The 25,540-nt window shown below is 68.2% G+C and carries 26 protein-coding genes; 10 read left to right on the forward strand and 16 right to left on the reverse strand.

Annotation, left to right across the window (positions count from 1 at the left end):
* Positions 1-14 precede the first annotated feature (14 nt).
* Both SM754_RS05085 and SM754_RS05090 read left to right on the forward strand, forming a co-directional pair.
* Positions 15-173, forward strand: a complete 159-nt coding sequence (locus tag SM754_RS05085) for a DUF7559 family protein (protein ID WP_323675117.1) — start codon at positions 15-17, stop codon at positions 171-173.
* On the forward strand, positions 170-691 hold the full coding sequence (locus tag SM754_RS05090) for an Hsp20/alpha crystallin family protein (protein WP_323675118.1): 522 nt from the start codon (positions 170-172) through the stop codon (positions 689-691). Before SM754_RS05085 ends, SM754_RS05090 begins: the two co-directional genes overlap by 4 nt.
* A gap of 13 nt (positions 692-704) precedes the next feature.
* On the opposite strand, the gene SM754_RS05095 is transcribed toward SM754_RS05090, so the two are convergent.
* From SM754_RS05095 to cyoE, 5 genes are all read right to left on the reverse strand, one after another.
* On the reverse strand, positions 705-1,838 hold the full coding sequence (locus SM754_RS05095) for an NAD(P)/FAD-dependent oxidoreductase (protein WP_323675119.1): 1,134 nt from the start codon (positions 1,836-1,838) through the stop codon (positions 705-707).
* Positions 1,835-2,596 carry a creatininase family protein gene (locus SM754_RS05100; protein ID WP_323675120.1) on the reverse strand — a complete coding sequence of 254 codons (762 nt, stop codon included), beginning with the start codon at positions 2,594-2,596 and terminating at the stop codon, positions 1,835-1,837. Before SM754_RS05100 ends, SM754_RS05095 begins: the two co-directional genes overlap by 4 nt.
* Before the next feature lie 99 nt (positions 2,597-2,695).
* Positions 2,696-3,496, reverse strand: coding sequence for a DUF7388 family protein (locus SM754_RS05105; RefSeq protein WP_323675121.1), 801 nt, complete (start codon positions 3,494-3,496; stop codon positions 2,696-2,698).
* 205 nt (positions 3,497-3,701) lie between these two features.
* Positions 3,702-4,388, reverse strand: coding sequence for a DUF7546 family protein (locus tag SM754_RS05110; protein ID WP_323675122.1), 687 nt, complete (start codon positions 4,386-4,388; stop codon positions 3,702-3,704).
* A 42-nt stretch (positions 4,389-4,430) separates the two neighbouring features.
* A complete protein-coding gene (gene cyoE, locus SM754_RS05115; RefSeq protein ID WP_323675123.1) occupies positions 4,431-5,855 on the reverse strand; it encodes a heme o synthase in 1,425 nt (474 codons plus the stop codon).
* A 101-nt stretch (positions 5,856-5,956) separates the two neighbouring features.
* Between cyoE and coxB the strand changes: the two genes are divergently transcribed.
* On the forward strand, positions 5,957-6,832 hold the full coding sequence (gene coxB, locus SM754_RS05120; protein ID WP_323675124.1) for a cytochrome c oxidase subunit II: 876 nt from the start codon (positions 5,957-5,959) through the stop codon (positions 6,830-6,832).
* 96 nt (positions 6,833-6,928) lie between these two features.
* On the opposite strand, the gene SM754_RS05125 is transcribed toward coxB, so the two are convergent.
* On the reverse strand, positions 6,929-7,486 hold the full coding sequence (locus tag SM754_RS05125; RefSeq protein WP_323675125.1) for a dual specificity protein phosphatase family protein: 558 nt from the start codon (positions 7,484-7,486) through the stop codon (positions 6,929-6,931).
* Positions 7,487-7,636: 150 nt separating this feature from the next.
* On the opposite strand from SM754_RS05125, the gene SM754_RS05130 reads away from it, so the two are divergent.
* From SM754_RS05130 to SM754_RS05140, 3 genes are read left to right on the forward strand one after another with little or no spacing between them, the layout of a single operon-like run.
* Positions 7,637-8,518, forward strand: a complete 882-nt coding sequence (locus tag SM754_RS05130) for a cytochrome c oxidase subunit 3 (protein WP_323675126.1) — start codon at positions 7,637-7,639, stop codon at positions 8,516-8,518.
* Between the two features lie 11 nt (positions 8,519-8,529).
* Positions 8,530-9,966, forward strand: coding sequence for a hypothetical protein (locus SM754_RS05135; RefSeq protein ID WP_323675127.1), 1,437 nt, complete (start codon positions 8,530-8,532; stop codon positions 9,964-9,966).
* Between the two features lie 2 nt (positions 9,967-9,968).
* On the forward strand, positions 9,969-10,277 hold the full coding sequence (locus SM754_RS05140; RefSeq protein WP_323675128.1) for a DUF7410 domain-containing protein: 309 nt from the start codon (positions 9,969-9,971) through the stop codon (positions 10,275-10,277).
* Positions 10,278-10,317: 40 nt separating this feature from the next.
* Here the strand turns inward: SM754_RS05140 and SM754_RS05145 are convergent, their stop codons facing one another.
* Complete coding sequence (locus SM754_RS05145; RefSeq protein ID WP_323675129.1) at positions 10,318-10,614, reverse strand: DUF7111 family protein; 297 nt, start codon at positions 10,612-10,614, stop codon at positions 10,318-10,320.
* A gap of 122 nt (positions 10,615-10,736) precedes the next feature.
* On the opposite strand from SM754_RS05145, the gene SM754_RS05150 reads away from it, so the two are divergent.
* A complete protein-coding gene (locus tag SM754_RS05150) occupies positions 10,737-11,015 on the forward strand; it encodes a PadR family transcriptional regulator (protein WP_323675130.1) in 279 nt (92 codons plus the stop codon).
* A gap of 19 nt (positions 11,016-11,034) precedes the next feature.
* On the opposite strand, the gene SM754_RS05155 is transcribed toward SM754_RS05150, so the two are convergent.
* The 7 genes from SM754_RS05155 to SM754_RS05185 form a co-directional block, all read right to left on the reverse strand.
* Positions 11,035-11,466 carry a metal-dependent transcriptional regulator gene (locus SM754_RS05155; RefSeq protein ID WP_323675131.1) on the reverse strand — a complete coding sequence of 144 codons (432 nt, stop codon included), beginning with the start codon at positions 11,464-11,466 and terminating at the stop codon, positions 11,035-11,037.
* A complete protein-coding gene (locus SM754_RS05160) occupies positions 11,463-11,954 on the reverse strand; it encodes a ferritin-like domain-containing protein (protein ID WP_323675132.1) in 492 nt (163 codons plus the stop codon). The genes SM754_RS05155 and SM754_RS05160 overlap by 4 nt, the downstream gene beginning before the upstream one ends.
* A gap of 68 nt (positions 11,955-12,022) precedes the next feature.
* Complete coding sequence (locus SM754_RS05165) at positions 12,023-12,151, reverse strand: hypothetical protein (protein ID WP_323675133.1); 129 nt, start codon at positions 12,149-12,151, stop codon at positions 12,023-12,025.
* An 87-nt stretch (positions 12,152-12,238) separates the two neighbouring features.
* Entirely contained in the window at positions 12,239-13,450 is a 1,212-nt protein-coding gene (gene sufD, locus SM754_RS05170; RefSeq protein ID WP_323675134.1) for a Fe-S cluster assembly protein SufD, read from the reverse strand.
* A 16-nt stretch (positions 13,451-13,466) separates the two neighbouring features.
* Positions 13,467-14,897, reverse strand: a complete 1,431-nt coding sequence (sufB, locus tag SM754_RS05175) for a Fe-S cluster assembly protein SufB (protein WP_323675135.1) — start codon at positions 14,895-14,897, stop codon at positions 13,467-13,469.
* Positions 14,898-14,930: 33 nt separating this feature from the next.
* Positions 14,931-15,851: an ABC transporter ATP-binding protein gene (locus tag SM754_RS05180; protein WP_323675136.1), complete on the reverse strand. Its 921-nt coding sequence runs from the start codon at positions 15,849-15,851 to the stop codon at positions 14,931-14,933.
* A 221-nt stretch (positions 15,852-16,072) separates the two neighbouring features.
* Positions 16,073-20,053, reverse strand: a complete 3,981-nt coding sequence (locus SM754_RS05185) for a DNA polymerase domain-containing protein (RefSeq protein ID WP_501993740.1) — start codon at positions 20,051-20,053, stop codon at positions 16,073-16,075.
* A 174-nt stretch (positions 20,054-20,227) separates the two neighbouring features.
* On the opposite strand from SM754_RS05185, the gene SM754_RS05190 reads away from it, so the two are divergent.
* The 3 genes from SM754_RS05190 (at position 20,228) to SM754_RS05200 (ending at position 21,415) form a co-directional block, all read left to right on the forward strand.
* Complete coding sequence (locus SM754_RS05190; RefSeq protein WP_323675137.1) at positions 20,228-20,407, forward strand: DUF7331 family protein; 180 nt, start codon at positions 20,228-20,230, stop codon at positions 20,405-20,407.
* A gap of 55 nt (positions 20,408-20,462) precedes the next feature.
* Positions 20,463-20,918 carry a DUF7322 domain-containing protein gene (locus SM754_RS05195; RefSeq protein WP_323675138.1) on the forward strand — a complete coding sequence of 152 codons (456 nt, stop codon included), beginning with the start codon at positions 20,463-20,465 and terminating at the stop codon, positions 20,916-20,918.
* A gap of 68 nt (positions 20,919-20,986) precedes the next feature.
* Positions 20,987-21,415 carry a DUF7346 family protein gene (locus SM754_RS05200; RefSeq protein WP_323675139.1) on the forward strand — a complete coding sequence of 143 codons (429 nt, stop codon included), beginning with the start codon at positions 20,987-20,989 and terminating at the stop codon, positions 21,413-21,415.
* A 7-nt stretch (positions 21,416-21,422) separates the two neighbouring features.
* Here SM754_RS05200 and rad50 read toward each other — a convergent pair whose 3' ends face one another.
* Together rad50 and mre11 are read right to left on the reverse strand one after the other, a co-directional pair.
* Positions 21,423-24,128: a DNA double-strand break repair ATPase Rad50 gene (rad50, locus tag SM754_RS05205; RefSeq protein WP_323675140.1), complete on the reverse strand. Its 2,706-nt coding sequence runs from the start codon at positions 24,126-24,128 to the stop codon at positions 21,423-21,425.
* Entirely contained in the window at positions 24,125-25,456 is a 1,332-nt protein-coding gene (mre11, locus tag SM754_RS05210) for a DNA double-strand break repair protein Mre11 (RefSeq protein WP_323675141.1), read from the reverse strand. Before mre11 ends, rad50 begins: the two co-directional genes overlap by 4 nt.
* Positions 25,457-25,540: the final 84 nt, after the last annotated feature.

The following is a 25,540-nucleotide window of genomic DNA, read 5'->3' on the forward strand; positions in this document are numbered from 1 at the left end:
GCGAAGGGTCGCGTATGCCCGCCACGAAGGAGGTCCGCTGCACGAGCGATGGTTGCGAACTCGACATGTTCGAGAACCACTACACGTACGACGTCGCCGACGACCACGCCGTCGCGGACCTGGCGTGCCCGCTCTGCGGTGGCACGGCGTGCCTGGAGGAGATCGAGGTATGAACCTCGGCGAGGTCTCCCGTTCCGTCGGCAACCGCGTCCTCGAGACGGTCGGGCGCGCCGCCAGCCGCGTCCAGGAACGACGACCGCTGCCCGCGGACGTCCTCGAGAGCGACGACGCCTACCTCGTCGTGTTCGACGCCCCCGGCGTCGCCCAGACCGACGTCCAGGTCCGGTACGTCGACGGCGCGGTCGAGGTCCAGATAGACCGGTTCCGCGAGTTCTACGACGACCACGAGATGCGCGTCCCCGGGCGCGGCATGAGTCTCGACGGTCGCGCCGACCTCCCCGCGGACGCCCTCGTGGACGCCGACGCGTCGAGCGCCACGCTCCGCGCGAACGGCACGCTCGAGGTCCGCGTCCCGAAACGCGAACCCGAGAGCGGCGAGCGCGACGCGAGCGCCGGCACCGTCGAGATAGCGACGCCCGACGACGACGAGAACGGTGCGGACGAAGCGAACGATGCGGAAGCCGACGACGACGCAGCCGCTGGGACGGACGCGGAAGCCGACGAGGAGTGACGCGCCGCTGGTCCTAGCGGTCGTCGACGAGCATCCCCTCGACGACGTCGAACGTCTCGTCGCCCGAGAAGCGCGTCGGGTCGAACGCGTCGACGCCGTCGTCCTCGCCGAGGACCTGTTCTGCGAGCGATTCCCCGATGGCCGGTGCGCGCATGAAGCCGTGGCCCTGGAAGCCGGTCCCCACGTAGAGGCCGTCGTCGAGCGCGCCCACGAGTGGGTCGCGGTCCGGCGTCGCCGTACAGAGCCCGGCCCACGCGTCCGTGACGCGAGCGTCCGCGACGGCCGGAGCACGGTCGCTCGCGCGTGCCTGGAGCGACTCGGCGAACCCGTCGTTCGCGTCGCGGTCGTACTCGTCCGGGTCGGCCTCGCGCTCCTCGGTCCCGTTCCCGACGAGCACGCCGTCGGCGTGCGGCCGCAGGTAGAACCCGTCGGTGGCGTCGTAGACCATCGGGCCGTCGTACTCGGTCGCGTACGTCGCCGCCTGCACGCGGTACGGTTTCATCGCGACCGCGTAGCCCGCGTCGGCGAGCACCCGCTTCGTGTGCGCGCCGGTGGCGACGACGACGTCGTCGAACGTCTCGCCGTTCACCCGCAGCGGGTCGACGTCCACGCTCGCGGGCTCGTGCTGGCGCAACTCGGCGCCCTGGCGTTTCGCGAGCACCGCGAGCGTCCGCGCGTACGACGCCGGCGTGGTGTAGCCCGCGGCGCCGGCCACCGCGGCGACCGCGACGTCGTCGCTCGCGAGGCTCGGGAACCGCTCGGCGACCTCGTCGCGCTCCATCCGCACCGCCGCGACGCCGTGTTGCTGCATCCGCGGGAGCTGCTCGCGGATGGCGTGCTCGCGGTCGTCGTCGCCCTCGCGCGCCAACCACACGTACGGCGACTCGTGGAACTCGAACTCGCCGACCTCGTCGAACGTCCGAAAGCGCTCGACGGCTCGCGCACCGATCTCCGCGTCGACGTCCTCCGCGAACGCGTTGTAACACACGCCAGCGGCGCGTCCCGTTGACCCGTCCGCCACGCTCCCGGCCTCGAACAACGTCACCTCGACGGGCTCGCCGTCGGCGTCCTCGTCGGCGAACGCGAGGTCGAACGCGACCGTCGCGCCGAGCGCGCCCGCACCCAAGACCGCGACCTCGCGCGTCATCGGTGCGCCTCCGGTCGCAGGGCCGCGTCGTCCTGCGCGCCGAGCCAGTCGACGAGCGCGCCGAGCGCCTCGGCCGCCTTCTCGAACAGCGCCTCGCCCGCCTCGACGCTCCCTCGGGTCGGCCGCCCGACCGCGCCCGACTCAGAGAAGTCCACGGTGTCGAACCCGACCGGCGCGCCGTGAACCGTCTCGCCCCACGCGTCCGACGCGCCCGCCTCAGCCTCGTCGAGCGCGTCCTCGCGGACGTGCTCGGTGAGGTACAGCATCATGCTCGTCTCCATCGCGTCCGCGTGCGTGATTCCGTCCGCGTCGAACAGCTCGCCCTCGAGGCCGTCGAGGTTCGACCACCAGTTCCACGGCGTCGCGAACGCCACGTCGCGCTCGCGGAGCCGTCGCGCCGCCCGCGTCAACGCGTCGGTGTTCCCGCCGTGTCCGTTCGCGAACACCGCCTTCCGGACGCCGTGCTCGGCCAGACTCGCGACGACGTCGTACGCGTAGTCCTCGAACGTCTCCGGCGTGACCGACAGCGTCCCGTGGAACTGTCGGTGATGCGCGCTCACACCCACGGGGATCGGTGGGAGGAGCGCGACGTCGTCGCGGTCGCCGACCGCCTCGGCGACGTGCGTCGCGGCGTACAGGTCCGTCCCGAGCGGGAGCGCCGGCCCGTGCTGTTCGACGCTCCCCGTCGGCACGACCGCCACCTCGACGTCCTCGAACGCGTCCGCGGCCGTCGTCGTCGTGTGCGTCGCGAGTTCCATACCCACGACTGCGAGTGGCGGTGCCGAAAAACGCTCGGTGTCGCCTCGAACCGCCGGCGGCGGCACCCGCGAACCTCATCTCGCGTGGGCCGCAGGGAGTCAGCTGACGTGCGCGAGGCCGCGAGCGGGATACGCGACGACGTGGTCGACGCCGACGTCGTGCAGCGCCTCGACGCGCTCGCGGACCGTCGCGACGTCACCGACGAGCGCGTAATCCCGGACCGCCTTCGAGAGGACGTCGCGAGCGCGCCCCGTCGCCGCGGCGTCGGTCGCCACCGACCCGCCGTCAGCGGCGTCCGGGAGCGCACGCCGGACCGGGCCGCGACGCGCGGCGTACGCACCCACCGCGTCCAGGACCGCGTCCTCGTCCTCGGTCAGGACCGTCGGCGCGTACACCGCGACCTCCCCGTCGAACCCCGCGTCGCGGAGCGCCCGGACGTCGCGGTGCGTCGACCGGGAGAGGAGCTCGAACTGCGTCGCGCCCGTCGCGAGCGCCACGCGCTCCACCGACTCCGTCCCGACCCACGCCTCCGGGTGCTTCGCGACCGCCGCCCCCAACCGGTCGGCGACGCTCCGGGACTGCTCCTCGTCGTCCAGGTACGCGCCGTGGCCCGCGACGAGCACGCGCCCCGCGTCCGCGGGAAGCCCGTCGTCGAGCGAGCTATCGCCCGTCGGGTCGAACCCGCTCGCGCGAACCGGCGTCGTCACGCGGAGCGTCCGCTCCGCGGCGAGCTCGCGGAGCACGCTCGCGTCGGGCACGTGCTCGCGACCCTCGTAATCTACCGTCACGACGTCCACGTCCACGTCGAGTGCGCGCGAGACGTCGCACTCCGCGGGCTTGACCGCCAGCGCGTCCACGCCGGTCCGAGACAGCCGCCGCTCCGCGGTCGTCTCGGTCACCGACACGTCCGCACACCTCCGGTCCGGAGAATCGTTCTAGAACTGCTCGTGTGGAACTCGATCCATCGTCTGTGCGACCATGTACCTCACCGAAAGCGACTCCACTACGTAAGCGTGACGGACGCCGTCAACATTCGCCAGCACGCCCGAGCGTCTCGCGGACCGGTCGCGGGCAGTCACCCGAACGCCTCGCGGATCAGCCGGGTCACCCGAACGTCGGCCGCCACGCGAGGAGCGCGACCGTGACGACGAACACGACCGTCGACAGCCCGAGCGACTGGTCCATCGTCGCGGCCGCGACCGCCGAGCCACCCCCCGCGACTCCGGAGACGAGCGCCGCGAGCACCGGCCACGAGCACGACACGCACGACAGCAGGCCGAGGACGCCCGCGACGCCGGTGCGCGCCGCGTCGACGACGGTCCCGTACACGAGGTACGCGAGCGTCGCGTACCCCACGAGCTTGTACGGCACGAGGACGACCGTCGCGAGCGCGGACTCGTACACCGCCGCCGGCCCGTACCCCGGCGGCAGCCCCGACGAGACGTACCACCCCGGCGACGCCGTGCTCGCACCCCCCACGAGGCCGTACCCCGGCGAGAACACGCCACCGAAGTACGCGAGCACGAGCAGGTACCCACCCGCCACCACCCCAGCGGTCGCGCGTCGACGACCGACGGCGTCCGGGACGTCCGCGACCCACATCGCCACCAGTGCCGCGTTCACCCAGACGAACGGGTACGCGAGCGCGAACGGGTCCGTGTACGACGCCGTCGACTCCGCGAGATGCAGGCCGAGCACGAGCACCTCCGCGGTGAGGACCGCCAGCCCGAGCGACAACCCACGGACGCCCGGGAGTCGACGAGCGACGCGCTCGGCGTTCATCGCTCGCATCGGCGCCGCGGACCGTCGGTTTCCGGACGAATCCGCGTCATCCTACAGCACCAGCGCGTCCACGACCACGGCGAGCAGGAGCGCACCGAGGTACGCGTTCGACGCGTGGAACGCCCGGAACGCCGCCGCCTCCGTCTGCTCGTAGTGCAACTGGACCGCGAAGTACACGAACACGCCGCCGAGCGTCGCGCTCGTCACCGCGTACAGGATTCCGAGGTCCGCGACGACCGCGAGCACGCCCGCGCTCACGAGCGTCGCCGCGATGTACCAGAGGATGTGCTTGCGCGTCGGCGCCTCCCCCTCGACGACGGGCATCATCGGGAACCCGCCGCGCGCGTAATCCTCCTTGTACGCCAACGCGAGGTTGTAGAAGTGCGCGGGCGTCCACAGGAAGATGACGACCGCGAGCATCACGCCCGGAATCCCGAGCCCGCCCGTTACCGCCGCCCACCCGATGAGTGCCGGCAGCGCGCCCGCCGCCCCACCGATGACCGTGTTCGACACGAAGTTCGGTTTCAGGACGAGCGTGTACACGACGCTGTAGAACACGATCGCGGTCAACCCGAGGACGGTGACGAGGAGGTTCACGCTCGCGAACAACGCGAGCGACGCCACTCCGAGGGCGACACCGAACGCGAGCGCGTGGCTCACCGGGACGAGGTCCGACGCGAGCGGCCGGTCAGCGGTCCGCTCCATCTTCTCGTCGACGTCCCGCTCGAGCACGTGATTGAACGTCCCCGACGACCCGATGGAGAGCACGCCACCGCCGAGCGTGAACAGCGCCGTCTTCACCGTCACCGCCTCACCGACCGTCGACCCGAGCGCCATCCCCGCCGCCGCGACGAGACACAGCAACCACATCAACCGCGGTTTCGTCATCCGGACGTACGCGAGCACCGTCGCCTTCGCACGCGGCACGAACGCCGACGGCACCGGCGGGCGGTCGCCCACGTCGACGTCGACGGGCTCGGGCTCGTCCATCGCCTCCCAGTCCCCGTCGGTCGCCGTCTCCGTCTCCAGGGTCCACGAGAGCGCGAGCATGACGAGCCCGAAGATGAACACGCCCAGCACGAGGTGGATCGCCGACAGCGTCGTCGGCGTCCCCGACGTCGCCGCGACCGCACCCAGACCGACCTGTACGAGGTACGTCCCGGCCGCGACGCTCAGGAGCGCCCTGACGCGCGTCGTCGCCTCGCCGGCCCACGCCACCACGGCCGACGCGAGAACCAGCCCCGCGACGAGCAGCGCGACCACGCGATGCCCCCACGCCACGATCAACAGCGGGTCCGAGAGCGACGGCAGGAACTGGCCGTTGCACGCCGGCCACGTCTGGCACGACGCCGCAGCGTCCGTCAGCGTCGTCGTCGCGCCGACGACGACCAGTAGGTACACGCCCACCGCCGTCGCGGCGAGCAACCCACTGAAGCGGCCGTGCGAACCGACCGGTGTCGGGTACCGTCGAGTCACTAGCCGAACAGTCGGACTCCGCGTATTTCAACCCGCCGCTTTCGCCCCCTCGACGGGCATTAGCCACATATTTAACCCCGAAATCCAAAGCACCGGTATACATGGATAGAGAGCGGATCACGTCGACGCTGCTCGCCGCCCTCGCCGGCCTCGCGCTCGCCGCCCAGCCCGTCGCGGCGCAGGCGTCGAGTTCGGACGCGGCGATCTCGGGCCTCAACGAGAAACTCCTCGTCGTCGCCATCCCCATCACCGTCCTCGTCGAAGCGGTCCTCATCTACACGGTGTTCAAGTACAAGGACCAGGACGAGGCGAAGCCGACGCGAGAGAACCGCCGACTGGAGATCACGTGGACGATCGCGACCGCCGCGATCCTGCTGTTCGTCGGGGTCTCCGCGAGCATCACGATGGCCGACGACTCGGTCATCACGCCCGACGACCCCCAGATATCGTCGGACACCGAGGAGCAGGTGAACGTCACCGCGTTCCGGTACGGGTGGACGTTCAACTACCCCGAGTACAACGTCTCGGCCGGATCGGCCCAGCAGCCCCTCTACCTCGCGAAGGGACAGGCGACGTACTTCAGTCTCACCACACAGGACTGGCTGCACGCGTTCCACGTGCCGTCGCTCGGCCTCAAACACGACGCGGTCCCGGGGAAGATAGCGTGGTTGAAGACGACGCCGAGCCAGACGGGGACCTACCAGGGCTACTGCGCCGAGTACTGTGGGACCGGGCACTCCGGGATGATGTTCGAGGTGCAGGTCGTGGAGGACCGCGAGGCGCTCCTCGACGAGATGGAGTCCCTCTGCGCATCCGCGGCGAACAAGACCTGGAACGCCCAGGAGGAGACCTGCGAGTGGTCGCCGGAAGGCGATTCGAGTGCGTCGACGTCCGCGAGCGACGATGGTGACGGGAGCGCGTCCATCGCGGGCCCCGCTGTCGAGTCCGATAGCATACTCGTCGCTCGCGCGGTCTGAACGGGTTTCGGCGTCGCTGTTTCTCTCTCTGACTCGGCTTCGACCGGCGAGCGGTAGCGCTGACGGTCGCTACGGACGGGGATGAGGCGTCGGCCGTCAGGGGTGGGCGTCGGTCGCTGCGAGGTACGCGACGGCGGACTCGACGAGCGCGGGGTTCGGGGTGGCGACGGGGCGCGCGCGCTGGACGACGCCCAGTGCGTCCCGGAACGAGTGGTCTTCGTCGGCGGCGAGTGCGGTCGCGAGCACGGCGGCGCTCCGGGACACCCCGGCCTTGCAGTGGACGAGGACGTCGCCGTCGGCCGCGAGCAGTCGTCGCGCGTCGTCGACCGCCGTGCGGAACGCGACCGGGTCGTGGTCGAGGTCGTCCGCGAACGGTCGATGCCGCGTCGTCGCGGGCTGGACGTCGCGCGTGAGCGAGAGCACGTGCGCGAACGACTCGTCGTGCTGGGACGGGTCGGCAGCGTGAACGTTCCCGAGCCACGCGTCTCGTCCAGGTACTCGAACGAGCACGGGGCCGTCGTGGACGTACGCGAACGGGCGGACGACGACGTCGCCATGGGTCCACGGCCGCGGCCGGAGCGCGTCCTCGCGCCAGGTGCCGCGTGAGTCTCGGTCACCCGCATCGTCGGTCCCGCTGTCGTCCGGAGCCGTCACCGACCGCGAGTTCCGGACGCGAGCGCTTCAATCCACCGCCCGAACGGAGAACCGAGCGACTGACCGACGTCGCACCAGCCACGCCGAGGCGACGGCGTCTGGCGCGGGCGCTTGGATGGATTTTTAGTAGTGGACTTGCAAGCGTCGTCTATGACAGCAACGGAAGACGCAGGCGACCACGGGCACGGCGGCCACCTGCCGGCCGTGGAGGACTTCCCGCGCGGGTTCGGGGAGGCCTCCTGGTGGCCGTTCGTCACCGCCATCGGCGGCTCCGGTATCTACGTCGGGGCAGCACTGTTCCTCCTCGCCGCCCGCGGCGGCTTCGGAATCGGAATGGGGACCGCCGCGGCGGTCTCCATCGGGAGCATCGGACTGTTCGTGTTCGGACTGTTCGGCTGGCTCTACCACGGGTTCGTCGCGAGCTTCTGGGAGCGCCACAAGTCCGAGCAGAGCGAATCCAAGCTGGTCTGGGGGATGTACGCGTTCCTCGGGAGCGAGATCGCGACGTTCAGCGCCGGGTTCATCTACTTCTTCTTCATCAAAGCAGGTGGCCTCGGCGAGGTCCCGGAGATCTTCGGGAGTCTCGTCATCGTGAACACGCTCATCCTGATCGCGAGCAGTTTCGTCCTGCACTTCTCGGAGGTCGCGCTCCGGAACGGGAACCGCAAGCGCTTCGTCTCGCTGCTCGGCGCCACGCTCCTGATGGGCGTGGTGTTCATCGGCGGGCAGGTCTACGAGTACTACGAGTTCCTCGTCGTCGAGGGCTTCAAGCCGGCGGCGCTCATCGGTGAGGGCGCGGTCGAGTTCAGTAATCCGTTCGCGAGCGCGTTCTACGCGCTGACGGGGCTGCACGGGCTGCACGTGACCCTCGGCGCGGTCCTGCTCGGTATCGTGTTCGTCCGCGGGCTCCGCGGGCAGTACTCCGCGGACCGACACGTGTCCGTGAAGACCGCGGCGCTCTACTGGCACTTCGTGGACGCGGTCTGGATCTTCCTCGTCGCAGCGATCTACATCGGCGCGACCGCGTTCTGAGTCGCTCCGTCATGAACCGCCTTGGTCGTCTCGCTTCGATAGTCGGCGCCCTCGTTCTCGCCACCGGCACGGTCAGCGCACACGGCGCCGCGCTGCGTGGGTCGGCGGAGTCGCTGTCGATTCCGACGTGGCTGTTCCTCGCGACCGGCGGTGGCGTCGTCGGCGCGTCGTTCCTCCTGGCGACGTTCGCGACCGACCGGTCCTTCGTCCGCTGGAGTCACGACCACGCCAGGACGCTCGCCGCCGTCCCACGGAGGCTGCGAACGATTCTCGCACCGCTCGTCGGCCTCCTCGGGTTGCTCGCGGTGCTCGCGTTCGGGTTCGGGGCCGCGTTCGACGTCGCGCCGACGGACCCGCAACAGAACCTCGCCGTCCTCATCGTCTGGGTCGGCTGGTGGGCCGGGTACGTCATGACGCTCTACCTCGCCGGGAACACGTGGCCGGCCCTGGACCCGTTCCGTACGGTCGCGAGCGCGCTCCCGTCGCTCGACCGCGACTACCCAGCGGGGCTGGGGGCGTGGCCCGCGGTCCTCGGGTTGCTCGCGCTCGTGTTCGTCGAGGTGACCCTCCCGCTCGCAGAGGACCCGGTGGTGCTCGCGGGCGCCGTCAGTGCCTACGGGACGGTGACGGTGCTCGGCGCGGTCGTCTTCGGCGTCGAGGAGTGGTTCTCGAAGGCCGACCCGGTCGCGCGAGCGTTCGACCACTACGGTCGCGTCGCCCCGCTCGAACGCACCGCGGACGGCGTCGTCCTCCGACTCCCGGGCGCCGGGCTCGTGGACGCCGCGAGCGAGAGCGGTCGCCCCGCCGAAGACGGAGCGAGCGCCGAGCGAGCGAACGACCGCGGGCCGCTCGCGGACGCGGGCGGTGTCGCGTTCGTTGTCGCGCTCGTGTTCGCGACGACGTACGACGGGTTCGTCGCCACGCCCGCCTGGAAGGCGGTCGCCGAGGCCGTTCACTCGCCGGGCGTCCCCGGCATCGTCGTCTACGCGGTCGCGTACGCCCTCGGCTTCGTCGCGTTCGTCGCGGTGTACCGGTGGGCGGCCCGGAGCGGCCGGCGGACCGGCGACACGTTCGTCGCCGTCGACGAGCTCGCCCGCCGCTTCGCGCCGCCGCTGCTCGCGATTGCCGCGGGCTACCACCTCGCGCACTACCTCGGGTTCTTCGTGTCGCTCTCGCTCCCGCTCGCGAGCGCGCTCGCCGCGCCGACCGCGCCACCGCCACCGCAGCTGTTCGTCCTCCCGTCGTTCTTCGGTGGCATCGCGATCACCGCCATCCTCGTCGGGCACCTGCTCGCGGTCTGGGTCGCGCACGCCATCGGGTTCGAGGTGTTCCCCGAACGCCTCCAGGCGGTCCGCGCCCAGTACGGGTTCGTCGCCGTGATGATCGCGTACACCACGCTGAGCCTCTGGATCGTCTCCCAACCGACTATCACGCCACCGTTCCTCTGATCATGACGACACCACAGTCCGACGTCGACGCGACCGACGCAGCCGACAGCGACACCGTGGCGACGGCCGTCCCGGCGGACGCGACCGTCCACGAGTGCCCGTACTGCGAGCGACCGTTCACCGCCCCGGACCACGTCGCGCTCCACGTCGGCCTCCAGCACTACGACGTCTGCACGCCCACCGAGGAGGAGGCGTTCGAGAAAGCGTATCTCGCGGAGAACGAAGAGATACGCCGCTACCGCCTGAAGGCGGCCGCGACGCTCATCGTCCTCTACTTCGGGCTCCTGATGGTGTACGCCGTCGCCGCCTGACCGAGCGCCAGATGCGGTCGACGGGCGCGACCTCTCGTCGTCACATGCCCATGTCGGCGCTCGCCTCGGGGACCGGGAGGTCGTGCTCGCGCACACCGAGGCGTTCGGCGACGTGGTCGAGCGCCATGTCGAACCCGTAGTACCGCTCCAGTTCGTCGCCGTCGACGCCCGTCCGGACCTTCAGCATCGCGTACCCGTCGCGGTTCTGTGCGACCACCACCGTCCGGCCGTCGCGCTCGAACGCGAGCACGCGCTCGCTGTCGGTCAGCGAGTACCGTGCCGTGATACCGTTCGCGCTCGCTTCGGTCTCCTCGTCGACGGCAGCGTCGTCGGTCATGCCACAGGCTTCGAACCACGGGTACGAAACCCCAGCGGTCCCGGGCCCGGACAGCATCGGTCCGGCACTGGGTCGGTCCGCGGACCGCAACGCCCACGGCCGGGGCCGTCGTAGCGAGCGCCATGACGAAGTACGTCCGGAGCGGGATGCGTCGCGACGTCCTCGCGCTCCTCGCCGCCGAACCACGCCGCGGCCAACAGCTGAAGACGTCGCTCGAAGCGCACTACGACGAACACATCGAACCGAAGACGTTCTACGGCGCGCTCGACGCGCTCGTCGACGCCGGTCACGTCCAGGTCGAACCCGAGGGCGTCCACGACGTCTACGACCTCACCCCGGGCGGTCGCCGGATGCTCGAAGCGCACGTCGACTGGCTCGTCGAGCACGTCCAGTCGACGTGAGGAGACCAGCGGCCGGCGGTCAGTCCGCGGCGTCCGCGGGAACCTCGAGGAACTCGCACTTGTCCGCGTTCGCGTCGAAGCAGTCCGGGCACTCGCTGCGTCGGTCGATGATGGTGTCGAGGCGTTCCGCGACCGTATCGTCGATGACCGCCTCCAGCGCCGTCGCCTCCCCGCGGAAGTCCTCGACCTCGAGGACGTTCGCGAGGAACCGCTCGATGATACAGTACGTCTGGAGCGCATCCTCGGCACGCCGGATCCCTTCGTCGGTCAGCGTCGCCCCCTTGTACTTCTCGTGGTCGACGAGATCGCGGTCCTCGAGCTTCCCGATCATCTCGTTGACGCTCGCCGGCGACACCTCGAGCATGTCCGCGAGCATCCCCGTCGCCGCCGGGCCATCCTCGATACGTTGCGCCAGATAGATCGCTTTCAGGTACTGTTCTGCGGTGTTCATCGATTGCCCTCCATCAGCTCGGTGACCTCCTCGACGCCCTCGGCCTCCTCCTCGCGGATACCGGCGAGCACCGAGAGCACGCGCTCGCGGTCGATACTGAAGTCCGTGTCGCTCGCCTCGATCGCCTCGATGAGGTCGTCGTAGAACTTGTACGCCGTCTCCTCGTTACACAGCTGGTCGTAGAGCAGGTCGTCGAAGTCCTCGGGCGCGGTCTGAGCGTACTGGGCTTCGACGAGCGCGTTGATCTCCTCGTAGGGCACCGTCTCCGCGTTCAGGTCCGCGACGAGTGCCTCCAGTCGGTCCCGATGCTCGGCGGATTCCTCGGCGGCGTCCTCGAGTAACGCCGCGACCGCGGGGTCGCGGTCACCGGCGTCGAAAGAGTCGAGGTGGTGGTGTGCGCGGGACTCGACGACCTCCTCCAGCACGACGCCGATCTGGAGGAGGCGCGCGAGCTGGTGGTCGTCGGTGACGCGCTGTCCCAAACTCATACGCTCACGTCCGGGAGCCGGTCACTTAACGCTCTCCCTCTCGCGTCGCCGAGACCGGGCCGCTTCGGTCACTCGTCGCCGAGTGCGGCGGTGACGGCAGCGGACGCGTCCTCGCGGTCGCCGTCTCGGTCGTCCACGACGAGTGCCTCTGCCTCGCCCGCGACGATAGCACAGAACACGCAATCGGCGTCGGTCATACGCAAGCGGACGAGAGCGCCACCTAACGCTGCGGACGTATGCGAAAGAACTGCAAAGAAGAACGCTCAGTCGGGTCGCGAGCGTCGTTACTCGCGGAGCCGTTCGGCGACGAGCTCCTCGAGGTCGTCGCGGAGTTCGTCCACGTCGACCTCGTCGAGCACCGGCACGAAGAAGCCCTCGACGAGCATGTTCTTCGCGACCTGCGGGTGCACGCCCCGCGAGGTCATGTAGAACAGGTCCTGCTCGTCGACCTGCCCCACGGTCGCGCTGTGAGACGCTTCCGTGTCGTGGTTGTTGATGATGAGCTTCGGGGACGCGTCCGCCTCGCTCTCGTCCGAGAGCATCAGCGTGTTCTCGCGCTGGTACGAGCTCGTGTCCCACGCATCGGTCCCGACGTCCTGCACGCCCTCGTACACCGAGCGCGAATGGTCGTCGAGCACGCCACGCGTCACGAGGTCCGCGGTCGTGTGCTCGCCCTCGTGCCAGACGCGCGCCGCGACGTCGAAGTGCTGGTCCTCGTGCCCGAAGAACGCCCCGACCGTCTTCGTCTCCGAGGAATCGCCCTGCAGGTACGTCTCGACGCTTGACTTCGTCAACCGAGAGCCAACGTTCCCCTCGATCCAGTCGACCGTCGCGTACGTATCGGCGTGGCCGCGCTTCAGCGTGTAGTTGTACGTCTCCTCGTCGAGGTTCTGGAGCGCCCCGTACTGCACACGCGAGTTCTCGCCCGCGACGACCTCGACGACACCACTGTAGTAGCGCTCGCCCTCGAGCGCGTCACCGGTACTCTGCCGTTCGAGAATCGTCACCGACGACGACGCCTCGGTGACGACGAGCGTGTAGTTGAACAACGACCGCGAGTTCATCGCGGTGCGGACCTTCACGTCCTCCGCGTCCACGCCCTCCGGGACGTAGATCACGGTGCCCGCGGAGAACAGCGCCGTCGACAGCGCCGTCAGGTAGTTCTCCTCGGGGTCGACGACGCTCGCGAAGTGCTCCTTCACGAGGTCCTCGTGCTCGGCGAGCGCCTCCGACCACTCCAGGACCTCGATACCCTCGTCGCTCACGCGGTCCTTGTCCTGCGCCGCGTTCAACGGGTCGACGAGCGTCTCGAAGTCGAGCGCGTCGAGGTTCGTCCAATCGCGTCCCGGCGTCCGGATGACGTCCGGCATGTCGAGGTCCTCGAGCGCCTCGAGCGCTTCGACGCGGGTCTCGGTGAGCCACTCCGGCTCGTCGAGGTCCGCGGAGATCTGTTCCACCTGCTCTCGTGTGAGGTTCGCGTGTACCTGCGTACTCATTGTCTCCTCCCGGGAGTTACCCGAGGCTACCCTCCATCTCGAGTTCGATGAGGCGGTTCAGTTCGACCGCGTACTCGATCGGCAGTTCCTCCGTGATCGGTTCGATGAACCCGGCGACGATCATCTGCTTCGCGTCGTCGTCGTCCAGCCCACGCGACTGGAGGTAGAAGACGTCCTCGTCGCCGATCTTGCCGACCGTGGCCTCGTGCGCGACGTCGACCTTCGACTCCTGGATCTCCATGTACGGCATCGTGTCCGACGTCGACTCGTTGTCGAACATCAGCGCGTCGCACTCGACGCTCGTCGACGAGTTCTCGGCACCGTCGGCGATGTGGACGAGCCCACGGTAGTTCGTGCGGCCACCGTCCTTACTGATGGACTTCGACTCGATCGTCGACTTCGTGTCCGGCGCGTTGTGGTAGACCTTCGCGCCCGTGTCGATGTTCTGGCCCTCGCCAGCGAACGCGATCGTGATGTGGTTGTCCGTCGCACCGCGGCCCTTCAGGATCGTCGACGGGTACAGCATCGTCGCCTTCGACCCCATCGAGCCCGACACCCACTCCATCGTCGCGTTCTCCTCCGCGATCGCGCGCTTCGTGTTCAGGTTGTACGTGTTCTTCGACCAGTTCTGGACCGTCGAGTACTGGACGTGCGCGTTCTCCTTCACGAACACCTCGACGCCGCCCGAGTGCAGGTTGAACTCCGAGTACTTCGGCGCGGAACACCCTTCGATGTAGTGCACCTCGGAGTTCTCCTCGGCGATGATGAGCGTGTGCTCGAACTGGCCCATCCCGTCGGAGTTCATCCGGAAGTACGCCTGGACCGGCATGTCGACCGTCGTGTCCTCGGGGACGTAAACGAACGACCCGCCCGACCAGATAGCGCCGTGCAGCGCCGCGAACTTGTTGTCGCTCGGCGGCACGGCCTTCGTCATGAAGTACTCCTTGAGGATCTCGGGGTGCTCACGGACCGCCTTGTCCATGTCACAGAAGATGACGCCCTTCTCCTCCCAGCGCTCCTGCATGTTCTGGTAGACGATCTCGGACTCGTACTGCGCGCCGACGCCCGAGAGCGCGTTCTTCTCCGCTTCCGGGATGCCGAGCTTGTCGAACGTGTCCTTGATCTCGTCGGGGAGATCGTTCCAGTCGTCGACGCCGCCACGCGTCTCGATGTCCGGACGGATGTACGGTACGATCTCGTCGACGTCGACCTCGGACAGGTCGGGCGCGCCCGGCCAGTCGTCGGGCATCGGCATCTCGTGGTACTGCTCCAGTGCGCGAAGACGCCGGTCGAGCATCCACTGTGGCTCGTCCTTGTCCTCGGAAATGACGCGGATGGTCTCCTCCGTGAGGCCCTTCTCCGCCTTGAACGCCGAGCTCTCCTCCTTCTTGAACTCGAAACGCTTCTCGGTGTCGGTCTCCTTCAGGTGGTCTTGATCTGAACTCATGATTGATGTATCCGTGTTTGGTGGGCCAGACGGTTAAGCAGTCTCGTAGACCTGCTCGCGGACCCAATCGTAGCCCTCGTCCTCGAGCTTCTCCGCGAGCTCGGGGCCCTCGCTCATCACGACCTGTCCGTCGAGCATGACGTGAACCTTGTCCGGCTCCACGTAGTCGAGGATGCGCTGGTAGTGCGTGATCTGGAGGACGCCCGTGCCCTGCTCGTCACGGAGCGCGTTGATGCCCTTCGAGACGTCCTGAAGCCGGTCGATGTCGAGCCCGGAGTCGATCTCGTCGAGCACCGCGATCGACGGCTCGAGGATGGCGGCCTGCAGGACCTCGTTCTGCTTCTTCTCCCCGCCCGAGAAGCCTGCGTTCAGGTACCGCTGTGCGAACTTCTCGTCCATGTCGAGCTGCTCCATCTTCTCCTGGAGGAGACCCTGGAACTCGGCGACGCCGACCTCGCCCTCGTCCATGTTCCCTTCCATCGGCGACGTCTCGTAGCCGACGTCTTCCTCGGCTTCCTCGGCTTCGTCGGCTTCCTCGTCGTCCTCGAAGAGCTCCTCGCGCTCCTCGAGCTTCGCGTTGAGTGCGGTGCGAAGGAAGTTCGTCATCGTGACGCCCTCGATCTCCGCGGGGTACTGGAACCCGAGGAAGATACCGAGCGCGGCGCGCTCGTTCGGTTCGAGGTCGAGGAGGTTCCACGTCCGCTTGTCCTCGGGAATCTCGAAGTCCTCGCCGAAGTCATCCTCTTCGAGGTGCAGGAGTACTTCGCCGTCTGTCACCTCGTAGGCCGGGTGGCCCGCGATGACCTTCGCTGTCGTGGACTTCCCGGAGCCGTTCGGTCCCATGAGCGCGTGAATCTCGCCGGAGTACACTTCCAGGTCGACACCGTCGAGAATCTTCTCGCCGTCGTCCTCCGCCACTTTCGCGTGGAGGTTGCTGAGTTCGAGTCGTGCCATTTGTAGAACCTCTTATCGTCTCTAGCCAGGGGTGTCCGCCCCATCAAGCTTTCGTAACGCCACCAGTTCTGCTTTGTCTACGAGAAATATTCTTTCCCGAAATGCAAACTATGTCCGCGTACGGAGACCGTAGACCCGCGCTCGCCGTGATTTTCACGGCGAACAGCCTCAAAAGAAGCACCGCGCTACCGGTCGATAGGGTCGACTCGATCCGCCACGGCCTACATGAACGACCCGAGCCCGGTCTGCTCCTGACCGGTCTTCACCTCGTCCCACGACATCCCGAGCGCCTCGATGACGCGCGCGATCGGCCCCTTCAGGGTCTTGTCCAGCATCTTCTCGTAGTCCACGTCGAACTCCTCGGGAATCTGGTCGTCGTACTCGAAACAGATGACGTCCGGATCGCGCTTGAACTCGCCGTAGAGCGGATTCTCGCGGGGGTCCAAGTCGAGCTCCTCCTCCACGCGCTCGAAGTAGGACGGATGCACGCTCTCGAGGTACAACCGCTTGGGCTTGGACCCGCTCGAGAAGTTCGTCCCGAACAGGAGGTTCGCGTACTTCGCCCCACGAACCTGCGCCGTATCCGTCTCGTAGTTGTCGAGCTTCTTCCCGATTCCGCCGGGAATCGCGATCTCGTCGTAGGAGTACTCGCCCGCGAGGAACTCGTCGATGACGTCGCTCACGTACGACCGGATGTTCTCCTGAGCCTCGCCGTAGACGATGCGCTCGATGACGTCCTTCTGGACCTCCTTCGTCACCGCCGCGATGTCGCTGCGCTTGTACTCGAACCCCGTGATGTCCACGTCGTCCACGTCCTTCCCCTCCTTCCAGACGATGTGGCCCGCGTACCGCTTCTTCTTCCCCGCCTGGAAGAACCGCCGATACAGCTTCTCGAACTCGATCTGGAAGCGGTGGAACTCCGCGTTCAGCTTCTCGCGCGCGAACTCGTCGTAGGACGCGTTGATGTGCTCCTCTATCTCGAACGACGTCTCGATAGTCTCCTTCGTCGATATATCTGGCCCGAGTTCTATCATCACGGAGTCCGTGTCCCCGTATGCCACCTCGTGCCCGAGTTCGTTCGCGGACTCTTCGGTGAACTCGATGACGTCGCGGCCGGTCGCCGTGACCGCAGCGCCCATCTCCTTGTCGTACAGGCGGAACCGGTCCCAGCCGAGGACGCCGTACAGCGACTGGCCAACGAACTGGAACTTCCCGTTCCGGCCGGCGAGCAAGGTGTGGTTGTCCTCGACCGTCACGCAGTACGCTCCGTCGTCGGCGGTACTGGAGCGCCCGGACCGATGCATCCGGAAGCTGTTCTTCGCGTTCTTGGTACAGTAGATTCGCCACGATCCACTGTCGCGGTTGACGCTCGCGGTCAGACCGAGGTGGGTACAGAGCCGCAACACGTCGTCACGGAGGCGTTCGCTGGACGTCGTGTACCGCCAGCTGTTCGTCTGTCGGTCGCCATCGCCAGCGATGAGGGTCTGCAAGAACAGGTTCTTCTGTTCCTGGCTCAGCTCGAACACGAACTCGGGGATGCGCTTCTCGAAGCTGTCCCCACCGCAAGTTGTCGTGAGCCAGTCGCCCAGTAGCTTCGACGTGAACTGATAGCCGCGGTCGTCAGTGTACGCATCGAAGCCCATCCGGTCGAGCAGCGCTCCAATCGCCGAATGGTCGTCAGTTTCACCGCCGTCGGCGATCGTATCGCTCTTGATTGCGTCCTGTGCGATGTTCACCGACGTCGCGCTGCCACGGAGGTTCTCACCGAACTGCTTCTCGTCGGATACGTAAACCGACCCCTCCGTGATGTACCACGCGAGCAGCTCGAGGAAGTCGTCGCCGTCGTAGAATCGCGGAATCCACTTCCGCCCGCGTTCCGCGTGGACGTAGAAGCTCGAACAGTGTTCGTCCAGATATTCGCGGTGTTCCTCGAACTTGTCGGCGTCGAAGACGTAGCCGGTCGCTTCCTCACCCTGCTTCTGCATCTTGTCGGAATAGTACCCGACCTCGGCTTTGAGCGTGTGTCCGTGGACGTCGTTGTCGCACCAGACCTCGTAGCCGCCGTCGAGCAGTTCTGTGAGATCGACGCGCTCCAACGGGTCGCCGTCCGGGCCGTCCCAGTCGTGCGGGAGCTCGTAGTGTGATGCGTCGTTCAGCTCACCGGCTTCGACGAACCGGAAGTCGTCCCACGACGCGCCGTTCTTGTCGTCCTTCCGGACGAGCATCCGGTGGTTCGGCGTGACACTGAAGTCCACCTTGCTCGTCTCGATGTCGACCATCTCGTCCCGATAGTCCGGATACTCCTGAGTCTCGACGACAGGTTTCACCTCCATCTCCATCGAGTCCGGGTCGAGCGAGTACACGTCGTCACCGACCTCGAGGTCGCGAATGTTCCTGACGCCGTCCGGCGTCAGCACGTCTGTGTCCGACGAGAAGCAGTTCATGATGACCTTGACAGCCGCTTGCTGCTGGTCGTAGGTCTCGTACTCGACGGTCCCGGGTTCGTGCTCGTTGCGCAGCGCCTTCTTGTCCTCGCGTTCGCCCAGCAGTTCGTCGACCATCTCCCGAATCATGCCGTCCGGTTCCTTGCGGAAGTGCGTCCCGTTCGGTGCGACGAACGTGTCGCCGTCGTACGCGTCGGGGTCGACCTTCGTCTCCGGGCTGGCGTTCACCGTCACCATGCACATCGGGTAGAGGCTCTTCAGGTCCAGGACCGTCACGTTCTCCTTGACGCCGGTGATGGGGTCGAAGACCGCACCGCCCTCGTAGTCCTCCGACTCCTGCTGGCCCTTCGAGGGGAGCGCGAACTCGCCGTGGACCTTGTGGAGGACGTACATGTCGACCGTGTCGCCCGCCGTCGGGGCGTCCTCGAGTTTACACCCGACGAAGGTGCGGACCTCGTCGTAGAACGCGATGATGTCCTGCTTGCGGTCGAGTTCGACGCAGAGCTCGACGTCCCGGAGGTTGTACTCGAGGAGGCGGTCGGGCTCCTGCTCCCAGAGGTCGCCGATGTCGCCGCTGTAGCGCTCCTTCCCGACGTCGAGTTCGGTCTCGCCGACGGCGTCCAGCCGGTAGGAGTCGAGTTCGGTGAACTGTCGACTCTTGTACGCGTAGAGGAGGTCGAAGACGACCCGGCCCTTGACGTCGGGGCCGCCCCACCCGGAGCGCCAGACCTCGTTAACGCGCGAGAGCCGGTTGGCATCGAGGTCGTGGTCGTGCGCCGGCGACTGGAGGACGTCGAGGCGGTCGAGGAAGTACGGGGCGTCGAAGTCCTCGAAGTTCCAGCCCGTCATGACGTCGGGGTCCGTCTCCGTCACGTAGTCGAGGAACGCCGCGAGCATCGCCTCCTCGGTCTCGAAGACCTCGACGCGGTAGTCCATCTCGTCGGGGATGGGGTCGTAGTCGAGCTCCTCGGTGCTCGTGGTGGTCCCGGTGGCGTCGGGGGTCTGGAGCCAGCAGACGTACTCGTCGCGGTAGGAGTCGTGGCTCGTGAGGCAGACGATCTCCTCCTCGCCGTCCTCGGGAAAGCCGTTCCGGTCGTCGACCTCGATGTCGAACGTGTTCACGCGCGGGGTGACGGTCGCGTCGGTCGCCGCGACGTCCTCGTGATGGACGCGGATGGCGGAGTCGTCGTCGTTCCAGGCGTTCGGGACGCGCAGTCCGCTATTGACGTCCTTGTCGATGAGGAACCGGTTCGGGAAGAGGATGTCCGCCTCGTAGTGCTCGAAGTGGTCGCGGACGTTCCCGACGTCCCGCGGCGTCCGTCCGAATATCTTCGCGAGTTCGTCGCCACGGATGCTCCGGAACGGCTCGCCGTCGTCGTCTTCGAGCACGTACCCGGTGAGGCCGTCGAAGTCCGCGATGCGTTCGTCGGAGACGTTCTCGACGGGCGCGTAGAAGTACGGCTGGAGCCCGTAGACCTTCACGTGGACGGCGGTCCGGTCGTCGGGGCGGCGACCGAAGACGTGGATGACGGGTTCCTCGTCGTCGCCGCGACCCTCGACGGTGTAGTCGACCTGCGTGACGGCGACGTCGAGGTAGCTATCGGCGTCCGGGAGACCCTCTCGGTCGGTGTCGACGACCGAGGCCTCCGAGGAGACGTCGTCGGCGACCGCCCGTGCCTCTTCGGCGGGGCGGTCGCCGTCGTCGCCGCCGGGGAACGCGTCGGTCAGCGACATCTGTCCGGCGTCCGAATCTGTCATGTCCACACCCTCGGGGTCACCGGTAAAAAGGACCCTGATTGGATGCGTTCGCGAGCGCTCGTCCGCGCCGGTAGCAGCGGATTAATCCCGACGCCGTCTTGCGGGTCGCGGCGATGGCGTGGCAACAAGACCTTTATGTATGTGAGTTCTTGGCACAGGTAGAGGTGAACGGGCTTGACCAACCACGCATCAGACGGTGACGAACAGCAGGCCGACGACCGTGAGCCCGCGGCAGACGAGATGGGGTCCATCGAGACATACGAGACGAACGACGGCGTCGTATTCTACGACGCGGAGAACCCGCTCGCGTGGGTGGAAGCCAACGAGACGTGCTCGCTCCGCGAGCGAGCCTGACACCGCGCGGACGCCAACGAACACGCTTTTCCTGCTCAGCATCGAACGTTCGGCAGTGACGACCGAGGAGGAGTCGACGGGCGACGGCGACGCGGATTCGACCGCCAGCGACGCTCGTGCGACGGACGACGGGAGCGAAGCGGCGTCGGCGGCGCGAGCGGACGCGAACGCGGACGGCATCGAGTCGCGTCTCGCCGGCGGCCCGGACGAGCTCGCCGACCCGCGCGACGGCCTCCAGAACCCCGCTGAGAACGTCCCCCGGCCCGAGGTCCCGGACGTCGCGCCGGACGCTCCCGAGGCACCGTCGACCGACGACGTCCCCGAAGGCCTGCGCGCCGAGTTCTGGGAGCTCGTGTTCGCCGCGAACGTCGCACTCTTCGGGCTCTCGCTCGGCGCGATGCTCGTCGGCTTCCAAGAGAACGTCTCCCTCGGCGCGCTCTCCCTGCTCGTCGGCGCACTCGCGAGCGTCTTCCTCGTCCACCGCTACCGGAACCGCAGCCATACGCCCTGACCTGCCACCACCGCGGGGCCTCCCGGGACCGTGACGCCTAACCGCACCGCCGGCGAAGACCGGAGCACATGCGTACCGTCGAAGGCCCGGACGGCGCCTCGCTACTCGTCAGGAAGACGTCGGGCGATTCGCTGCTCGTCGCTGACCCGGAGACCGGCGAGGAGCGCTACGTCGCGCGCGCCGACGTCACCGAACTCGACGGCGAGTCCGCGCTCGCGACGGCGGCGAACGCCGTCCCCGCCGCGACCCGTCGCGTCCTCAGCGCCGTCCACGACGACGAGTCGCTCGGCCTCCTCCTCGAGATCGCGGACCGCGGCCCGCTTCCGGCCGTCGCCCTCCTCGACGACTACGACCGCTGCGAGAGCGACCTCCACGGCCTCCTCACCGAGTTCCGCGCCGCCGGCCTCGTCGACGAGGCGCGCGTCCACGGCGAACGCGGCTACGACGCCACCACGGTCGCTCGCGACGGGCTCGAACCACTCCGGTCGAACGACTGACAGCCGCTCAGTCGTCGGCGAGCAACTCAGCGGTCGGCGTCTCTCCGACCTCGACCGTCGAGCGGTTCGTCGTCGAGTCCTTCCGGACGTGCACGAGCTCGTCGGCCGCACCGACGAGTTCCTCGTCGTGACTCACGACGAGTATCTGCTCGACGCCGTAGTCCACGCGCATCGTCTCCACGAGCGTCAACAGCTGCGTGACGTGCCCCGAGTCGAGGAACACCGTCGGTTCGTCGAGGATGAGCGGCGGCATCGGCGCCGCGCCCTCGACGCCCTCCGCGAGCAACCGATAGATGGCACACCGCAAGCTCAGGTTGAACAAGGCGCGCTCCCCGCCGGATAGCTGGTCGGGGTCGAGGGTCTCCCCGTCCTTCTGGTAGACCGTCAGCTCGTAATCGCCGGACAGCTCGATGTGGCTGTACGAGTCGTTCTGGTACACGAGGTCGAACGTCTCGTTCAGCATCCGCTCCAGCGTCTCCACGTTCTGCTGGCGGAGGTCCGCACGTAACTCGCCGTACATCTCTTGGAGCGCCTGGGTCTCGTCGTACAGCGACTCCAGGGCGTCGACGCGCTCGGCCGCGGCGTCGCGCTTCTCGCGGAGCGTCTCCAGTTCGTCCAGCTCGCCGCGGACGCCACCGATGTCGTTCTGGAGGCGGTCTCGCTCGTCGCGTAGCGACTCGAGTTCGGCTTCGGCCTTCTCGATGTACGTCTCGGCGCGAGACCTCTCCGCACGCGCCTCCTCGACGACGGCGTCGTCGACCGCGGCCTCCAGCTCGGCCTTGCGCTCGCGTTTCTCCGCGAGCCACTCGCGGCGCTCCTCGTTCGACTCGGCGAGCGTCGCGCGGTCCTCGCGGAAGCGCTCGACGTCCTCTCGGGCGTCCGCGAGCGCCTCGCTCGCCTCGGCGAGCGACGCCAGGGTCTCGATGCGGTCCTTCGCCGCGGTCTTCTCGCCGTTGGCCTCCCCGAGGTCGCTCCGCAGGTCGTCGGCGGCCTCGCGAGCGGCCGTCGCGGCCTCGCGTTTCTCGGCGGCTTCGGTCTCGCGCTCGTCGGCCGCTTCGAGCAGCGACTCGCGGCGCTCGCGCTTGTCCGCGACCGATTCCTCCTTCTCCGCGAGCAACTGCCGGAGGTTCTCGAGGCGATCCGTGAGCGTCTCGACCTCGCGCTCGCGCTCTCGGAGCGCCTCCGCGGCCTCGACACGCTCGCGGACGTCCTCGAGGTCCTCACGGACCGCCTCGAGCGCGCGCTCCTGCTCGGCGAGTCGCTCCCGGTCCTCGTCGAGCGAGTCGACGTGCGGCGACCCGTCGACGGACTGTCCGCACTCCGGGCACTTGCCCTCCTCGAGCAGGCGCTCGCCCTCCTCGACGCGGTCGCGGAGCGACTCCACCTCGGCCCGCAGGTCGTCGCGCTCCTCGCGCAGGTCGTCGCGCTCGGCCTCGCGCTCCGCGACGAGGGACTCGGCGTCGCCGAACTCGACGGGCGCGTCCTCGAACGCAGCCCGTTCCGCCGCGATGTCGTCCTCCAGGCCGTCGACCTTCGCCCTCCGCGATTCGAGCTCTGACTCGGCGTCTTCGACGGCGTCGGCGAGGGACTCCGCTTCCGCGCGCTTCTCCGCCGCCGCCGCCTCCAGTTCGTCCGCGCGCTCTTCGAGCCGGTCCGCCTCGTCGGTCTTCGACCCGATGTCGACGGACAGCTGGTTGATGCGCTCCTGGAGTTCGTCCACCTGCGTCTCCAGGTCGGCTCGCTCCGCTTCGACCGCGTCCACGTCGACGGTCCCGTCGTCGTTCCCGACGGCGTCGGCGTCGAGCGCTGACGCGTCGAGGAGGTCGGCGACCTCGCTCGCTCGCGTCTCGACGGTCTCGCGACGCTCCGCGACGCGCTCCTTCAGGTCGTCGCGCTCGCGCTCGGCCTCGCTGATCTTCGCCTGCAGTTCCTCGACGTCCGCTTCGATTGCCGCGAGCTCCTCGCGTTTCGCCTCGTGTTCGTCCAGAACCGCCTGCGCGTCGTCGCGCGTCCCCCGGGCCGTCTCCACCTGGGCCTCGAGGCGTTCTATCTCGGCGACCGTCTCGTTGCGTTCGGACTCCAGCTCGTTCAACCGCTCGTGGAGCCCCTTCGCCTCCTTCTCCTCGACCTGTTCCTCGTAGTTCTTGAGCGTCCCACGGACCTCCGTCAGGACGTCGTTCACGCCGAGGCGCGCGTCGCTCGCGCGCTCCCGGTACTCCTCGAGCTTCCCGAGCTGGAGGAGGTCGTCGAGCATGTCCTGACGCTCGCTCGGCGTCGCGTGGATGAGCTTGTTCACCTCGCCCTGCTGGACGTACGCGCAGTTCACGAACGCGTCCGCGTCCATCCGCAGGAGGTCCGCGACGGCGCCGTCGACCGCGGTCGCCCCCTCCCACTGCTCGTCGTCCGGTCCCTCCAGCAGGCAGTCGTGACTGACGCGGTCGCCGTAGTCCTTCAGCGACCGTTCGAGGTGGTACTCGCCGCCGGCGTGCCGGAACCAGAGCTCGACGACGGTCTCGTCCTCGCCGGTGCGGATGACGCTCTCCCGGGTGCCGTCGATGGCGGCACTCCCGTACAGCGCGAAGAAGCACGCCTCCAGGAGCGACGACTTCCCGCTCCCGTTGACGCCGTGCACGACGGTCACGCCCGCTTCGAGCGACAGGTCGGCGTCCGCGTAGCACTTGAAGTTCTCGAGGGCGACGCGCTGGAACCTCACAGGAACTCACCCATCGAGGACTGGTCCTCGCCGTCGCCACCGTCCACGGCCGCCGCGTCGACGGTCGCGGGCTCCTCGCTCGCCGCGGACTCGCGGTCCGGAGCGGTGTCGTCGTCTCCGTCGTCTGCAGCGGTGTCGTCTTCTCGATGGTCGACGTCGTCTCCGTCGCTGGCGTCGTCGGCGGACGCGAACGCGTCCATGTCGGCGTCCTCGACGATGTCACGGACGCGGGCTTCGACGGTGTCGCGGACGTTCGAGTCCGCGACCGCGCCCTCGCGGACGGTCTCGTCGATGCCGCGAGCGGCCTCGCTCAACCCGAGGTCGCGGACGCGCTCGCGGACCGCCTCGTCGGGGTCCGCGAACGACACGCTCGTCTCGGTGTCGACGGTGACGTCCCGGCGGTCGTTCACGCGGACGACGAGCGCGCCGTCGTCCAGCGCCAGCTCCTCAACCGGTGCGGGCGTCACGGGCTCGCCGTCGCCCCGGATGGTGACGACGACAACGGCGTCGGTCGCGTCGTACTGGCGGACGGCCTCGCGGACGCGCTCGGCGCCCTCGCCGGGCTCGAGGTCGACGTCGACGAACACGAACTCGCGCGTGTCCAGGCCGCGCCGCGAGATCGCGACGCCCTCCCCGGTCGCGTCGGCGGCGTCTCCCTTCTCGTCGGCATCGAACGTGACGATGTTGTAGCCGCGGTCGTCGCGCTCGCTCGCGCTCGCACGCTCGGTCGACCCACAGTACGTCACCCACGCGTCCTGCAGCCGCTCGGTTCCGGGGGTGTGGTTGTCGCCGAGGAGCACAGCGTCGAAGGAGACCGTCGACTCGTCGAGGAGGCGTTCGGTGTCCCAGTCGGCGTGCGCGAACGGCTCAAAGAGGCCGTGCGAGACGAGCGCGGCGTGCGTCGCGTCGGTGCTCTCGAAGTCGTAGTCGAGGTCCTCGCGGCGGGACCGCGGGACGAAGTCCAGGCCGTAGAACGCGGTGTCGCCGACGACGCGCGGCGTGGCGTCCAGGCGTTCGGCGAGCCCGAGGTCCTCGAAGAGGTCGAGCCACTGGCCGTCGCGCTTCCCCTCGTGGTTCCCGACGACGGCGAGGAACGGGATGTCGGCGTCTCGAAGGTCTCGTAGCGCCGCGACGGTCCCCTGGAGGTCCCTGAGCCCGGGGCGTCGGTCGTGGAAGAGGTCTCCGGCGTGGACGACCGCGTCGACGTCGCCGTCGACGGCGTCGGCCACCACCCCCTCGAACGCAGCGAGGAAGTCCCGCTGGCGCTCGGGCGAGTGGTACTGGCGGTAGCCGACGTGGGTGTCGCCCGTGTGAATCACCCGTGTCATACCCCGGCCTTTGCCGTCATCGCCTAAAGGGGTTTGCAGAGCGCGGCGGAAGTGAACGGGGCGTCGCGCGGGGGACGAGGTGCG

Origin of the sequence: Halorubellus amylolyticus, from assembly GCF_034808145.1 — an archaeon.
Lineage (GTDB): Archaea > Halobacteriota > Halobacteria > Halobacteriales > Natrialbaceae > Halorubellus.